9 protein-coding genes are annotated in these 15,377 nt (G+C 46.4%); 6 read left to right on the forward strand and 3 right to left on the reverse strand.

Annotation, left to right across the window (positions count from 1 at the left end):
- The first annotated feature begins 99 nt into the window (after positions 1 to 99).
- Positions 100 to 1,674 carry an alpha-L-rhamnosidase-related protein gene (locus tag MKX35_RS29110; RefSeq protein ID WP_076286293.1) on the forward strand — a complete coding sequence of 525 codons (1,575 nt, stop codon included), beginning with the start codon at positions 100 to 102 and terminating at the stop codon, positions 1,672 to 1,674.
- A 56-nt stretch (positions 1,675 to 1,730) separates the two neighbouring features.
- Here the strand turns inward: MKX35_RS29110 and MKX35_RS29115 are convergent, their stop codons facing one another.
- The 3 genes from MKX35_RS29115 to MKX35_RS29125 are packed head-to-tail and all read right to left on the reverse strand — an operon-like array spanning position 1,731 to position 6,099.
- Positions 1,731 to 2,723, reverse strand: a complete 993-nt coding sequence (locus MKX35_RS29115; RefSeq protein WP_076286292.1) for an AraC family transcriptional regulator — start codon at positions 2,721 to 2,723, stop codon at positions 1,731 to 1,733.
- Complete coding sequence (locus tag MKX35_RS29120; RefSeq protein ID WP_076286291.1) at positions 2,723 to 4,285, reverse strand: response regulator; 1,563 nt, start codon at positions 4,283 to 4,285, stop codon at positions 2,723 to 2,725. The genes MKX35_RS29115 and MKX35_RS29120 overlap by 1 nt, the downstream gene beginning before the upstream one ends.
- Positions 4,286 to 4,305: 20 nt before the next feature.
- The gene (locus MKX35_RS29125; RefSeq protein WP_076286290.1) at positions 4,306 to 6,099 is read right to left on the reverse strand and encodes a sensor histidine kinase; all 1,794 of its coding nucleotides are present in this window, start codon (positions 6,097 to 6,099) and stop codon (positions 4,306 to 4,308) included.
- Between the two features lie 151 nt (positions 6,100 to 6,250).
- Between MKX35_RS29125 and MKX35_RS29130 the strand changes: the two genes are divergently transcribed.
- From MKX35_RS29130 to sigK, 5 genes are all read left to right on the forward strand, one after another.
- Complete coding sequence (locus MKX35_RS29130; protein ID WP_076298198.1) at positions 6,251 to 7,609, forward strand: ABC transporter substrate-binding protein; 1,359 nt, start codon at positions 6,251 to 6,253, stop codon at positions 7,607 to 7,609.
- A gap of 88 nt (positions 7,610 to 7,697) precedes the next feature.
- Entirely contained in the window at positions 7,698 to 8,579 is an 882-nt protein-coding gene (locus MKX35_RS29135; RefSeq protein ID WP_076298197.1) for a carbohydrate ABC transporter permease, read from the forward strand.
- On the forward strand, positions 8,576 to 9,478 hold the full coding sequence (locus tag MKX35_RS29140; protein ID WP_081382705.1) for a carbohydrate ABC transporter permease: 903 nt from the start codon (positions 8,576 to 8,578) through the stop codon (positions 9,476 to 9,478). The genes MKX35_RS29135 and MKX35_RS29140 overlap by 4 nt, the downstream gene beginning before the upstream one ends.
- Positions 9,479 to 9,606: 128 nt before the next feature.
- On the forward strand, positions 9,607 to 13,956 hold the full coding sequence (locus MKX35_RS29145) for a glycoside hydrolase family 3 C-terminal domain-containing protein (RefSeq protein ID WP_076298196.1): 4,350 nt from the start codon (positions 9,607 to 9,609) through the stop codon (positions 13,954 to 13,956).
- 245 nt (positions 13,957 to 14,201) lie between these two features.
- On the forward strand, positions 14,202 to 14,903 hold the full coding sequence (sigK, locus tag MKX35_RS29150) for an RNA polymerase sporulation sigma factor SigK (protein ID WP_042125228.1): 702 nt from the start codon (positions 14,202 to 14,204) through the stop codon (positions 14,901 to 14,903).
- The last annotated feature ends 474 nt before the right edge of the window (positions 14,904 to 15,377 follow it).

The following is a 15,377-nucleotide window of genomic DNA, read 5'->3' on the forward strand; positions in this document are numbered from 1 at the left end:
GAACTGTAATAAGAGTAAGATTAGCTGTATTCACTGTATGTTCAGGCAAGCGGAGTTGAGGTTTACTAGAGGGGGAACCAATGAAGGAGGAGATAGGTTATGACTCAAGCGATGCAGCGCCAGCAAGCGGTAACTATCCATAAAAATGAGGTGTTCGCTTTAACCGCAGAGCAGCTTCAACCTCAGCTTATTTACCGGGATTGTAAACCGAAGCAGATAATCCGGGTTGTAAAGAATGAACTAGCGGTGCATGGCTGGCAGGCAGAAACGATTCAAGGTGCAGAGTCTCTTTCTGCCATTGCTTTTGGTAAAGGGGAGGAGGTTATTCTAGATTTCGGAGAGCATCTAGTGGGAAGGCTGGCGATTCGGATTATTCCAATAGGTAGTCCCCCGGATGCTCCGTTACATCTGCAGATCACCCTCGGGGAAATGCCGGTGGAGATGGCTGAATCCTTTTCTGAGTATGACGGATGGCTAAGCAGCTCGTGGTTACAGGAAGAGCGAGTTCATCTGGATATACTGCCTTCATCACTAAATCTGGATCGTCGATACAGCTTTCGGTATGTAAAGCTTAAGGTACTTGATACGTCACCGAAGTATAAAGTATCCTTTGCTGAAATTAGTTGTACAGCGGAAACTTCGGCTGACCGCTCCCTTCAGGCTCCGTTGGGCCACACAGATCCTGAACTGCAAGCCATTGATGAAGTCAGCGTGAAGACGCTGGAAGAATGTATGCAGGAGGTCTTCGAAGATGGACCTAAGCGGGACCGAAGACTGTGGCTTGGTGACCTGCGGCTTCAGGCGCTGGCCAATTACGAAACGTTTTCGGGCAATGATCTGGTTAAGCGATGCCTGTACTTGTTTGCAGCTTATCCGGATGAGCGGGGGCGGATCACGGCTAACTTGTTCATGAAACCCCAGGTCATACCTGACGATACGTATCTCTATGATTATTCACTCTTTTTTGTATCTACACTTCATGATTATTACTTGGCTACAGATGACCGGAACACGCTGGAGGAGCTGTGGCCATCTGCTTATCGGCAGATAGAGCTGGCTTTAGAACGATTGGACGAGCGTGGCATTGTCACCGACGATGAGACCTGGTGGGCTTTTATTGACTGGCATCCGGATCTGAACAAACAGGCCCCGGCGCAGGCTATCTTAATCTATAACTTGAAATGCGCGCTGCATCTGGCCGTTCTTCTAGGAAATGAACGACAGGATCGTTTACGGCAGACGATTGAAGAACTTACGAAGGCCACTTTGGATCACTTATGGGACTCTGAATTAGGCTATTTTGTTAGTGGTGATATTAGGCAGGTTTCATGGGCTTCTCAGATCTGGATGGTGCTTGCCGGAATCGTTGAAGAAGAGCGCGGGAAGAGACTATTGCTGCGGCTTCAGCAGGATTCCGCTCCCATTCCGATGACCACACCCTATATGGTTCACCATTTTATTGAGGCACTGATTCAGATGGGCGAAAGGGATACAGCCATTTCGGAGATCAAGAAGTATTGGGGGCAGATGATTAAAGACGGGGCTGATACGTTCTGGGAGCTGTATAATCCAAGCGACAAGAGCTTTTCTCCCTATGGCAGTCATTTAATTAATAGTTATTGCCATGCTTGGAGCTGTACGCCAACGTATCTGATCCGCAAATATCAATTATAAGCAGATGCCTATTCGATAGCAGCTCGAACAGCCTGAGCACCGTAGCAAATGGTGTCTCAGGTTGTTTGGCTCTGCTTGCGGTACAAAAGCGGAGTAACTTCGTATCGTTCCGCGAATTTTTTGTAGAAAAAGCTTAGGCTTTCATATCCGCATTCTCCGGCTATATCTCCAATCGGTCGATCACTGTTAGCGAGTAAGAGCGCGGCATAAGCCATACGATGCTCTTGTACCAACTCACCAAACGTTTTGCCTGTGCTTTTCTTAAGTAGATTGCTCAGATAATTGGGATTGAAATTAAAGCGTGTGGCCAAATCCTTCAAGGAGCAGTTATTAAAATGATGTTCCAGATATTGTAGGATTTCCAGCAGATCGCCCCGTTTAGTGGTAGGTAATCCACTGGGGGCGGTGTCCTGGTTTAGAACCCGCATGAGCTCGGTAAACACGATGACCATATAACCGTTGATCATGTCCGCGGAGAAATCACGGGGATCAAAGTACTCGCACATCATGCTGGCGAGAATATGGTGAAGGTTATGACTGTTATCTGATCGGAAGACAAGGTAACGGTCATGGGCTGCAGCGGGAGATTGGGCGTTGATCAGAAAATCACTTAATCTTCCGTCAGAACCCAGCCGGGTCAGAAATGCCGCGTTCAGTGTTTCCTTTCGCATCAAAATATTGATCAAAATATCGTCTTCATTAAGTGTAAAAATTGAATGGGGTACGTCCGTATCCAACAAGCAAATCTGGCCTTGAGTCAGCTCTACGACGGATCCGCCAATAGTCTGACGGCAGCGGCCTGAATACATATAATTTAGTTCGATAAATGTATGCGTATGCTCCGGCATATCGGCGAACCGGTGGTGCTTGCTGATATGATAATCGCCCTGATTAAAAAAATGATGTACCGGTAGACGCGGAACCCGTTCTCCGTGAGGTAAGATCAATTCTTTGCCACCAAATTCATTAATGTTGCGACGGGTGTACTGTTGTTTGGCTTCGATTGCATCAAGGCGGCGTAGATAACAATCCAGCTCCATATGATCCATTAGCGTGCCCCCTCTTTTTCAGCTTCACTTAATTTTCGATATTCCTCTGGTGTGAACCCGGTCATTTTCTTGAATAGGCGGAAAAAATATTTGGCGTTATCGATCCCAAGACTCTTGGCAATCTTATAAATCTTCTCATCACTGGTACGGAGCAGCAACTTGGCACGTTCGATTCGCTCTTTGTTGACATAATCAATCAGATTTTCGCCCGTCTTCTCCTTAAACAAGTAACTAAGATAGCTCGGACTGATGTAGAACAGATTCGATAAATGCTCTAGCGTGAGGGACGAGCAGATGTTTTTGCGGATATATACCTTTACATTATCAATGACGTTGGGAGAGGCATAGACCGATTGTTCCTTTAGTAATTCTGCAATCGAAGTGAGTACGGTCAGGAAATATCCCCGGATTTCTTCCGAATCAAATGAAATATTAAGTACGCCTTCAAGGCTGGATGATGTATGTTGTCCGTTCTCTACAGGAAAATAGACGGAAACCAAGGTTTTGACCTCTGTGATTATGGCTCGGCAGTTCTCTTTCAACTGATGGATTGTTGCTGCGGGTTGCCCTCGGTAATAGTCAAAATAGTCGTGAATTCGATCTTTCACCTTATCGCTATTCCCAGATTCGATGAAAAAGATGAGTTCCCGGCTACTTTCCCACATTTCCGGCCCTGCTTGGTAGCTACCCGGGCGGTAGTGGAAAAACTGTCCCTGGTCGGCGATGGCCCGGCAGTTCAATGCGGACATCGATTCTAGCCGTGCCTGCGGCAGTTCCTTCAGATCGGTTTTTCTGCCACTTATGCCGATGCAGGCTTGTGGTCCAGTTTCTTCGATCAACTGTTTGGCTTCATAAGAAGCCAGTTCCAGCACCTTAGAATCACTCAGTGAAGCATCACATAGCAGGAGTGAAAAGGTGAGTTTCCTGCTCTGAGGATGAGGGAGAAAGATACTAGTCCTCTCCAGATAGGGTTCTTGGGCAACTAGATCTTCTGGATTATAGAGCGTCAATAGGATCATTCTTCGGGATGTCATCAGATTGAGCAATGGGGCTGATCGGAAGCTTGGCGGCTTCTCAGCCGGGTAGAAGCCGGCAATGTATTGAAGCAGGGCCTGCAAATCTCCCTGTAGGCTTAGCTGCTCCGCTTCTTTGGTTATATTCAGAGTTTCCGCCTTAGCGGACTGCTCACTCTCTATGGCGGTTATCGCTTTGGAGATCGCTTGGTGGATCTCGTCTTTGCTGAACGGCTTCAGTAAATAGTGGACAACTCTGGCTGAGATCGCTTCTTGCATATATTCAAAATCGGAAAATCCGCTGATGACGATGATTTTCTTATCGGAATAATCATTTTGCAGCTGACGAAGCAGGGATTTTCCATCCATCACGGGCATCCGCATATCGGTGAAGATTAGATGTGGGTCCGTCGCTTGGATAAGGTCCAAGGCATCCTCACCATTGTCGGCTTCTCCACTGAAGATCAGTTCATTAGTCACTGCCTTGATTTTTTTTAGTAGACCCTGGCGGATCAAAGGCTCATCGTCGACGATTATGAATTTGTACATGATCCAGTCTCCTTTTATCTTTATTTAGAGGGGAGTGTTAGGGTGATCGTTGTTCCCAGCGCGGGTTCGCTGGATAGGGTCAGTCCGAAATCTGAGCCGTAATACAGGGCGATGCGAGAGTGCACATTCTTAATCCCGATGCTCTGTCTGCTCCGGTGACCAAGCCCCATGAATTCCGGTGGTTGATCTAGCAGTGTTTGAATTTCCTTAAGCCGTGCTTCTGGGATACCAATCCCGTCATCTTGGATCTCAAAAATAATTCGCTTGGTATCAGGCTCCAGATAGCCCTTTAGTAAGAGCATGCCGTTACCTCTTTTATTCTCCAAGCCGTGATAGACGGCATTCTCCACTAAGGGCTGAAGGATCAGCTTGAGAATTTTCGCTTCCAGAACGGAGTCCTCCATCTCTTTTACAAAACAGATTTTGCTGCCGTAGCGGATCTGCTGGATGGCCATATAGTTATCGACATGCTGAATCTCGTCCCGGGCAAATACCAGCTCACTATCCGTCTTGATACTGTAGCGAAACATATCTCCCAGCGCTTTGGTCATTACAGCAATGCTTTCAACCTCTTCAATTTCAGCTATGCTGTTGATAGATTCGAGTGTATTATACAGAAAATGCGAATTAATCTGGGCTTCAAGCGCTTTCATTTGTGAATCCATGGTCAGAATTTTATTCTGATAGCTCTCTCTGACAAAGATGTCGATGTCCTGCATCATCTTGTTGTATTCCGTATACAGAAAGCCGATCTCGTCAACCCGCTTAGGTTTGATCTCGGTTGTAACGAATTTTTGCGATTTGTTTTTGCGCATGATTTTGGCGAGTTGGGTAATTGGCTTAGTAATCCAGTTGGATAATAGGATGGACAGCAGAATGAAAATGACCGCACAAGTAAGGGAAATATAAAGGATCAGCTTGTTGGAAATTCCGTATTTCTCGTACAGCTCACTTAGCGAAATATTGGCGATAACTGTCCAGTGATATACAGGAAGTCGCTGAATAACCGTCAAATTATTTTCATTGTAAAATTCCAGTTCATCACCCTGCATAGCTTCGGTCTTGCGGGTTAAGTCCTCCGGCAGCCGTGAGTCCGTGTTCTGGCCGGTACTGTCGTAGATAATGTTGCCATCGTCATTGGCCAGTACAAAATAACTCATATTTGGGACAGCGTCTTGATTCAAGCCTTTGAAAATATCTAAGCTACAGTCCAGCATAAACACACCAAGGAACTGCTGAGTCTTCATATCATAGAGCGCACGGGAGAATACCAGGGAAGGCTCAGAATTAATGATATAAGGCTTTACACCGGGCTCGCCGATATACAGCTGACCTTTGTTGGCAATGGTCTTCTGATACCACGCATCCTGGAGGGGGACATATCCCACCTTCAGTTCCGCCGTACTGCCATAGCTGATATTTTTGCCGTCAGGAGAAAAAAGATAGATTCCATTAACATAATCATAGCTCAGTAGCAAGTTCTCAAAGATCAGCTTCAGCTTGTTTTGTATAATGAAAATGTCATAGGAATCACTGGTGCTGGCCAGTTTTTTTAGCTCGTCGCTAACGGTAGTGTATGCGGTCGCACTGGAGGTTTGCTGCTGAATGGTAAGTGAAATGCGTTCAATATTTCCGAAAATATCCTCAATGCCTTTAACGGTATTATGGATGGTGTTGGAGGCAACGAGAGAGGTTTGCTGGTTGACCAGATTGGTATAGCTCCGGTAGGAGTTATACGTGACGATCACAATCGGAATGACAGATACAAGAACGAGTGCTAGAAAGAGTTTCGTTTTGATACTGGAAAATTTCATTCGCTCTCCTCCGATTTAAGCCGTTCGTAAAATAGTGCACCCTAAATGCAAAAGTAATTATACCGCTTACAAGATTAAAATAACAATACAGCAACCAACAAAAAATGGATGCCGGGAAATAGAAGTGATATGAAAACAGGGAGGTTATTCTATGAAATTACGTACTAAAAAACGGACAGGAGCTTTAATGTTAGCGCTGTTACTTGCTGTTCTAGCAGGCTGCGGCTCAGGTAACAACAGCAACACTAGTAACGCTGAAAATAGTGGAAGCGCTACAAATGCTCCGGCAGCAACAACAGACAGTGCGAAAAAGGTGACGCTGACCATGATGGTATCTGGCACTAAAGCCCCGGACGGACAGGATTTTGCACTTGATATTATGCCTAAGCTCGTGAAGGAAAAGTTCCCTAACGTTACGCTCGAAACTTCCAAGCTTCCGGATGAGCAATATTTCACTTCGATTCGTACAAAGCTCGCTTCAGGTAAAGGGCCTGATATTTACTGGGTATTCCCAAGAAATGCATCCCTCGGTGTCCTGGACATGGCAAAGGCCGGCTATGCGGCTGATCTATCGGATTTAACCTTTTGGGATAACATCAGCCAAGGGGCGAAAGATGATATGTCTTATGAGGGTAAACCTTATGGAATCGCTGGAGGTCTTGATTATCTAGGGGTGTATTACAATCAGGATTTGTTCAAGCAGGCGGGTGTCACAGAAATGCCGAAGGATTGGACCTCATTCCTGGAAGCTTGCCAGAAGCTGAAAGATGCGGGCATTACTCCAATCTCACTCGCGGACAAGGATCCTTGGTTCCTCCAGTTCGGGATGTATCAAATCGCAGCGAATGAGGTTTATCCGGATGAAATGGATTTCGATACCAAGCTTCAAGCGGGAGAAAAATCGTTAACAGATCCAAAGTGGGTAGCCACGATCTCCAAAATGAAGGAATTATATGACAAAGGTTATGTAGTCAAGAACTCACTTGGACTTGGAAGTGCTCAAGCGGCTCAACTGTTCGTAGATGGTAAAGCGGCTATGGTGTTTGACGGAACCTGGGATTATGCAACACTGACAGCCAAAGGTGCAGCCGACTTTACCCGTGGATTCTTCTCTCTGCCTGCTAACCATTCAGGCCAGCCCACTTATGTCTCTGCTGCCACTGCTGCTGGTTTCGCGCTTAACGCCAAATCGGAGAATCTGGACATTGCCAAGGAAGTTATGAATTACCTGTTTGATGGTCAGTCAGATCTGTTCAAGGCTTGGACCGAAGCCAACAGTTCGATCAGCGTGTATAAAGGTGTTCCGTTGAATCATGACCTGTTCAAAGAAGTTAATGATTCATACCTGAATAATGGAAAGTCCGTATACTTCCCGAATCAAATGTGGCCAACGGGTGTAGCTGAAGAGATGGAAGCTAAATTCGCCGAGATTATTGGTGGAAGAAAGACTACTCCGGAGCAGGTTACAGAGGCTATGGACGCCAAGTTCAAGGAATTGTGGAAAAATTAAACGGGAATTACTGAAGGTCGTCCCGCCAGTCCTGTCATTTAGCTCGCTTGACTGGCGGAACGGTTCTGGATAGGAGGATGAGACAGAGATGAAATCAACTGTAATGAAAAAAACGATGTATTTTTTCGCAGTCCCGGCCTTGATCTTTTATTTAATATTCTGGATCTTCCCGATTACGAAGCTGTTTCAATATAGCATTACAGATTTTAACGGGTATGCTCAAACCTTTAATTATATCGGCTTTGATAATTATAAGGATTTGTTTAGCGGAGGTACGCTGGGCAACTCGATCAAGAACACACTCATTTATACCATTGTCAGCGTAGTGGGAGGTAATCTGATCGGACTTGGACTGGCGCTGCTGCTGAACATGAAGATTCGAGGCAAGGGCTTTTACCGCTCCATCTCCTACATTCCGACTCTATTCAGTGCGATTGTGGTCGGCTTCATCTGGAGTTATGTTTATATGCCGGACAGCGGGATGATTGCAACATTCTTGACCAAGCTCGGGATTGCAAATGATAATTTGAATTTTCTCGGCAGCTATTCCACGGCGCTATATTCTATTATTTTCGTAGAAATCTGGAAGAACGTCGGAACAACAATGATTATCTTCCTAGCAGGTCTTCAGACCGTTCCTAGTGAGCTGCTCGAGGCCGGTAGAATCGATGGTTGCGGTGCCTGGAAGCTATTGCGGTTTGTGAAGCTCCCACTGCTTGCCACATCCATTACGATCAATACGACGCTGAGTTTAATTAATGGTCTGAAAGCCTTCGATTTTCCGTTTATTATGACTAATGGAGGTCCTGGAACTTCGACTAACACCCTAATTTATTCGATTTATAAAATGGCGTTCACGGAGCAAATGTTTGGCAAGGCCTCGGCGCTCGGGATTATTTCGTTTATGCTGATTATCGCTATTACTGCGGTTTCTGTCCTGATGATGAATAGAAAAGAGGTGTCAGCATGAGCAATGGAACAGCAGCAAGCAACCTCCAACAGCATAAGCCTGTCCGGAACGTGCGGAAGCCTGTTAGAACCGGGTCAATTCTCAAAAAAATACTTGTTCAGCTCCTCGTTATCGTGATTATGGTACTGAATCTAATTCCGCTTGTGATCGTGCTGTCCACCTCACTGAGATCACCGGGCAACAACACAAACCCGCTTGATTTGTTCAATGAGATATCATTTACGAGCTACCGGACAGCCTTCGAACGGATGCATTTTGGTTCCGCCCTACTAAATAGTGTCGTGCTGACAGCGATATCTGTTCTTCTAGTTGTGATCTTCGCGGCTATGGCTTCCTATCCGATGGCCCGAATCAGAAGTAAATGGAGCCAGTTTCTGTATCTTTTCTTCCTTGCCGGGCTAGTCGTACCCGGACAGATGGTTCTGATTCCAATTGTGCAAATGATCAACAGCTTGGGTATTCCAAGCACGCAGTATACGCCGATCCTGATGTTCGTTACCTGCAGCCTGCCATTTTCAACATTCCTGTACACCGGATTTATTCGTAGTGGTGTTCCGGAGGAGGTAGAAGAAGCAGCACATATTGATGGTGCGGGACTTTTTCGTCGGTTCTGGACAGTGGTCTTCCCGCTACTGATTCCCGTCACAGTTTCGGTCATCATCACGCAGGGCATCTGGATTTGGAATGACTATTTTTTCAATATGACGTTTATATCCAAGTCCTCGCAGTCTCCACTGCCGCTAGCCATGCTTGGCTTCATGGGTGACCAGCAGAATCCAACCCAGTGGAACGTCCTCTTCGCAGCTTGTATGCTGTGTGCGCTTCCGCTACTGATTGCCTTCTCGTTCCTACAGAAGTATTTCGTAGGGGGACTTACGGTAGGTTCAGTGAAAGGCTAATCTTCAGAAACTGCATCATGTGATATCTCATCGACGACTCTTTAAATCTCTGAAGAGGACAGCAGCAGCTAGACTGTCATCAGTTACATGCGAGAGACTTGTCCAAAAAAATTAAAAGGAGCAATCACATGAGCAGTGGAATGAAAGGTTTTACCCTCAGAAAACTAGTTGTGGTCACCCTGATTATGGCGCTTATCATCTCCATGATATCAACGATCGCACCGAATCAGGTGAGAGCGGCTGACAATGTAGCGATTGAGTTTGCTAGAGGCGCATCCAACATGCCGATCTTTGATGGTGTACCTAGTCATCTGGACGCATTTGTAGATTTGATTTTAGCTGATATGAGCATCGAGGATTTGGCGTATTACGCGGATCAAAAGAGTGCCGGCACAGCCCGGACAATCGCGGGAGGTTATACCTTGCCGGGAACGGCAGCCGGCGGAGTGGACCGTGTTATGGGTGTAAGCACAGATATGCCGTCCATGCTCGCTTTGGGACAAAGCTGGAATAAGGATCTAGTCAGCAAAGTGGGGACAGTCATGGGGAACGAGCGGCGGGGAGAAGTCACTTTGGCCAATCCCAACACCTTGATGTTCTCTGCCGTATCTGATTTACGGACAAATCCACTTAGTGGCAGATTTGAAGAGGGCTACGCAGAGGACCCAGTCCTTGCTGGAACGATGATCAATTCCATGGCTAAGGGGATCACCGGGTACGGGGAGGCTGGCAACGAGGATGGCTTCTGGTTAAAAGCTCAATTGGGGACGAAGCATTATACCAACTATCTGGCACAATGGTTCAGAGCGAGCGGCCAATTTTATGCAAGCGCCCGGGCGCTTAATGAATACCAAATGAAAAGTTTCCTATATCCATTACAAGCCGGTGTGGTCCAAAGTATTATGACTACTTACGGTCGAACGAATGGAGTTCCTAACCATATCTCACCGAATATTATCCGTGCGTCGAATTCAAACCCGTATAGTATGCTGCCGGTAGGTGATTTTATAGCCGCCGATCGCGCGATGACCGCAGGCTTCAACAATGGTTATCAGAACTATACGGATGCTGATGGTGCGGCAGCGCTCCTGCTGCTTAGCGGAAATCATGCCAACACGACAAGCTCCACCCGCACCAACATTCTGAATGCTGTAAATAATGGGACTTTTGGTGTGACCCGCGTGGATCTAGAGAATAGCGTCCGCGGACAAATCGAGATGTGGGTACGCACTGGATATTTTAACGAGAAAAATCCAGATGGTTCCCCGAAAAGTTATCCGTTCTCGGATTTAGCGAGCGACCGGAGTCCGCAAATCTATACGTTGAACGAAAACCAGAACGTTGCGCTTGATGCTTCGCGGGAAAGTGTCGTTCTGCTGAAGAACGATAATAATTTGCTACCTTTATCCAAATCCAGCAACGTTGCTGTAACGGGGCTGTTGGCGGATACCCGGTTTAAAGCAACTTACTCTGTATCTAAAACACCGGTATTGCCTGGGGCTGGGCTGTCCCCACTTGGAGCCATTCGGGAAGCAATTGGTAGTGATAATGTTACCTTTGGTACAGGCGCTCCCGTAATTGCGTTGGATTCTGTCTCCAATCATCAAACGGTTACGGCTTCCACCTATACGAACGGTGCTCAGCTCACTGCGGATTTCATTGCACCGGATATGGCAACCGTAACAGACATTGTCTATGTCTATAGTGCCGCCGGAAAAGCCTATACGGCATCCCAAGCCTTTGAGGCTTACGCATGGGGCCAAGGCGGCTATAGTTACTTGTCACTGGCAAATGGAAAATGGCTGAAGGACGTAACGAGCGGAAGTAGCCGTACAGTCCAAAACAGCGATGCGACCAAGCTCAATCTCGTGGAAAATCCGTTCTCTAATGTGGCGGATGCCAGTACACTTCCGGGTCGCTTCCGTCAAGAAGCAAATAGCGACGGAACCGTCTCGCTGATCTCAGGCACGTATTCGGAGAGCTTCGGAGGTGGGTTTGAAACAGCTTACTACTCTGCTGGCCGGTTTGTTACCGTGAACGGGGCGGATCGTCTTGATCTATCGTCGACGACGCTGACCAATCAAGCAGGCGCCGCGGCACGAACTGACAATCAGAAGTTTCAAGAGATTGTCTTGAAGGAAGCGGGCGCAGATGCAAGCGCTTGGGCCTCCGGCAACGATTACGCCGTAGTTGTCGTCGGTGCACCTGCCAGACATAGCGCAGGCGAAGGCGCCGACAGATCGGATCTTAACCTGGGAGAAGATCAGTATAAGATTGTGTCTCAAGTGGCGCAGGCTTTTCCGAAAAAGACGGTTGTTATTGTTAAGTCAAATGCGCCTGTGAACATGGAGGCCATTCAAAACAATGAGAATGTAGCTGCTATTATGTATCAGCCATATGCAGGTCAATACGACAGCAAGGCACTTGCGGATGTGCTGTTCGGTGATTACGCGCCTACTGGTCGCCTATCTTCGACATGGTATGCCGGAATGGATGCTTTGCCGGTTCTTGATAATTATTCATTGCCTGAAGGGGCGACTCCGGTGACTTTGGCCGAGCTCGATCCTCGATTTACAGTGGATATGACAAACGGTGATCCGCTTGAAAGTAAGCTGACCTACATGTATACCGATGCCCAAGTAACTTATCCATTCGGTTACGGGTTGGGATACAGCAGCTTCGAATTTTCGAACTTAAGCGTGCCGTCTAATGTTAGCGGCAAGGAACCTTTTGCCATCAACCTAGATGTGGAGAATGCTGGAGCTGTTAATACTTCTGAGGTAGTTCAGCTGTACATCAAAAACAATACCTCCAAGTACGGTGATCATACACCTAAGAAACAGCTGGTTTCCTATGAAAAAGTGTACATTCCGGCCGGAGAGACAAAGGCTGTTCAGCTTACAGTGAACCCATCTGATTTCGCCGTGTGGGATGTCAACCGTAATGAGTATGTGAATGAAACAGGAAGCTACACTCTGATGGTAGGCAAATCGTCTAGTGACCTTCCTATATCCGCTGCGCTCTCTTACAATAATGAGAGTATTGCGAAGCTTGATGCGGTCAATGCGCCTGCTAACATTTTCGATCATGCCTTTGCATCTAAAGATGTAGTTTATCGAGAGGTCTCCAAGCTTCGTACAGCAGAAGGGCTTAAGGCAAAAGAAGCCGAGAACGGATATTATGCCGTCATGTCTAAGAACAGCAACTCCTGGGTAGCACTTAATCAAGTTCGTTTATCCGGTGTAACTGGCATTACCTTGCGTGGGGCTTCCACGAATGCAAGCTCAGTAGTTGAGGTTAGAGCAGATTCTCCAACGGGAACCCGTTTGGCGGTCGTTACATTTGACGCGACTGTGCCAGCAGTTCGTGAGGTGCCAGGCAGCACCTTTAAAGTGACCGAGTTGGATTATACCGATGTAACGGGGGAGTTGTTGACGACACTCTCCGGTACGCATGATTTATATCTAGTCTTTAAAAATCCGGATATCCGAGTGGATAGTATCCATTTGAGCGGCGCAGTGCCTGGTAACGTTGTGCCGACAGCACAGGTCGGAAATCGGCAAGTCACTATAAGCTGGCCAGCTAACGCAAATGCTGAAGGTTACAACGTATACGTCAAGGAAGGGGAAACCTACACACCAATTACCGAGCATATTACCTGGAAAGATAACGGTCTTGGTGCAGTGATTACGAATCTGAACAATGGCCAATCTTACACATTCGCCGTATCAGCAAGCAATTTGTTAGGCGAAGGGGTTAAGTCGGACATATCGGTTACACCGACAAGCGGTAGCAGTGGTGGCAATGACAGCGGCACGACGAATCCGGGAACCACTGCGACACCGATACCAACGCCGACGCCGACTAGCAGCGCATCAGCGTCTCAGGCACCAAACCCAGATTCGCAGCCGGGAACATCGGGACAGTCAGCAATAACTTTCCAGGATATCTCTAGCCGATATGACTGGGCAAGGCAGGCTATCGACAAGCTTGCGGCAGAGGGGATTATTAAAGGCACAGGCGATGGTTTGTTCTCGCCGGGAGGAAAGATCAAGCGAGCGGACTTTATTGTGATGGCAGTTCGGGCCTTTAAGCTCAGTTCGGATTCAACAGATCAGTTTGCCGACGTCAATCCAGGCACATATTATGCCGAGGCGTTGTCTATCGCCAAAGCGCTCGGAATTGCTAAGGGTGGTGCGGACGGAAAATTTATTCCGAATGCCGAAATCAGCCGACAGGATATGATGGTGCTGATCGCTAGGGTACTGAAAGCAGCTGGGAAGCTTCCCGAAGAAGGTTTAATTGCTGACCTGAAAGGATTCAGAGATGCTTCGAAGGTATCAAGCTATGCGGTAAGCAGCATTGCTTCACTGGTCAAGGCAGGGTTCGTTAAAGGTGACGGATTGAATTTGAACCCGGGTGGAACAGCGAGCCGGGCCGAAGCAGCAATGCTAATCTATAATACTTACAAAAAATGATCTAGTGGATAAAGCTTGATGCGATAGGCAATAAAAACCTGCGGTTGTCTCGCCAAGACGGCGAAGGCTTCTGCAGGTCTTTTGTTCATACTTGGTTAAAGAATAGAAAAACATAAATTTGTGTGTTTGTACAATTTCCCCCGTACATGCACTTCTAGGCATCTACCCACATACAATAAGATGACCATGAACCCGTAAGGCTAACAGATCGGTTTCATTGTACAAGTGCGGGAGGTGTCGCCAAGTTGCCTGGATTCTTAAGTACGATCGCGTTGCTAATCAAAGAACTGACGTTGCTGGTATCCTACGTAAGGAACAACGCATTTCCACAGCCGCTCTCGGAGCAGGAGGAAAGCAAATACTTAGGCATGATGGCTGAAGGGGATGCTAAAGCCCGAAATTTGCTTATCGAGCACAATTTGAGACTTGTCGCCCATATAGTAAAGAAATTCGATAATACCGGAGAAGACATGGAGGATCTCATCTCCATCGGCACGATCGGCCTGATTAAAGCCATCGAGAGCTATCGCCCGAACAAAGGCACAAAGCTAGCCACTTTTGCTGCCCGATGTATCGAAAACGAAATTCTGATGCACCTTAGATCTTTGAAGAAAACACGGAAAGACGTATCTCTGCACGATCCAATTGGGACGGATAAAGAAGGTAATGAAATTACACTCATCGATATCCTTGGCTCCGAGGCTGATGATGTCATTAAAGAAGTGGATTTGAAGATCGAGAAAAGCAAGATTTATCGTAATCTTGATATACTGGATGATCGGGAAAAGGAAGTTGTCGTTGGGCGATTTGGACTTGATACAGGTGGAGAAGAGCGGACGCAGCGGGAGATTGCCAAGGAGCTGGGGATCTCGCGGAGTTATGTTTCGCGGATTGAGAAGAGGGCGCTGATGAAGCTTTATCATGAGTTTTATAAGGCGAAGCGGTAGGGTTTACAATAGTAATAAAGATTCACAAAAGATTGTGTTAAAAGCGACTTGCCAACAGGGGAGTTGCTTTTTTGTTAATTCAAGTAGTTGGGCTAAATGAACATAAAAAAAGCACATTTAGAAAATTAACTTTTTAACTGCTGAGGGGTGTTATTATGACATACAAAGAAATTTATGATCTCCATATTCAATTGTTACATGTATATGAGAACAATGAAAAGCACCAAGGTCCATATCAGAAGCAAATAATTTACTTTAAGAGACAGTTTTTTATAGCTGAAGATATAGTTCAACGAATTTTTTTTAAAATCAGTTAATAAAAATTCATGAAAAAAGTAGAGAAATAAAGATAAAGTGGTGTTCAGAAGAATACTTTAAATGATGCATAGATTTAATATATATATGTTTTGAATGTAGGAATAAGCTTCTAGATAGATAACTCTAAAATGATCGCTAGCAAAAAAAGAGTAGTAA

Source organism: Paenibacillus sp. FSL R5-0923 (genome assembly GCF_038009145.1).
Lineage (GTDB): Bacteria > Bacillota > Bacilli > Paenibacillales > Paenibacillaceae > Paenibacillus_AQ.

What these genes read in the sequence shown, in the direction of transcription:
- MKX35_RS29115 (WP_076286292.1), bottom strand. Translation starts at nt 2,723, where the DNA reads ATGGATCATATGGAGCTGGATTGTTATCTACGCCGCCTTGATGCAATC.
- MKX35_RS29145 (WP_076298196.1), top strand. Translation starts at nt 9,607, where the DNA reads ATGAGCAGTGGAATGAAAGGTTTTACCCTCAGAAAACTAGTTGTGGTC.
- MKX35_RS29120 (WP_076286291.1), bottom strand. Translation starts at nt 4,285, where the DNA reads ATGTACAAATTCATAATCGTCGACGATGAGCCTTTGATCCGCCAGGGT.
- MKX35_RS29140 (WP_081382705.1), top strand. Translation starts at nt 8,576, where the DNA reads ATGAGCAATGGAACAGCAGCAAGCAACCTCCAACAGCATAAGCCTGTC.
- MKX35_RS29110 (WP_076286293.1), top strand. Translation starts at nt 100, where the DNA reads ATGACTCAAGCGATGCAGCGCCAGCAAGCGGTAACTATCCATAAAAAT.
- MKX35_RS29130 (WP_076298198.1), top strand. Translation starts at nt 6,251, where the DNA reads ATGAAATTACGTACTAAAAAACGGACAGGAGCTTTAATGTTAGCGCTG.
- MKX35_RS29135 (WP_076298197.1), top strand. Translation starts at nt 7,698, where the DNA reads ATGAAATCAACTGTAATGAAAAAAACGATGTATTTTTTCGCAGTCCCG.
- MKX35_RS29125 (WP_076286290.1), bottom strand. Translation starts at nt 6,099, where the DNA reads ATGAAATTTTCCAGTATCAAAACGAAACTCTTTCTAGCACTCGTTCTT.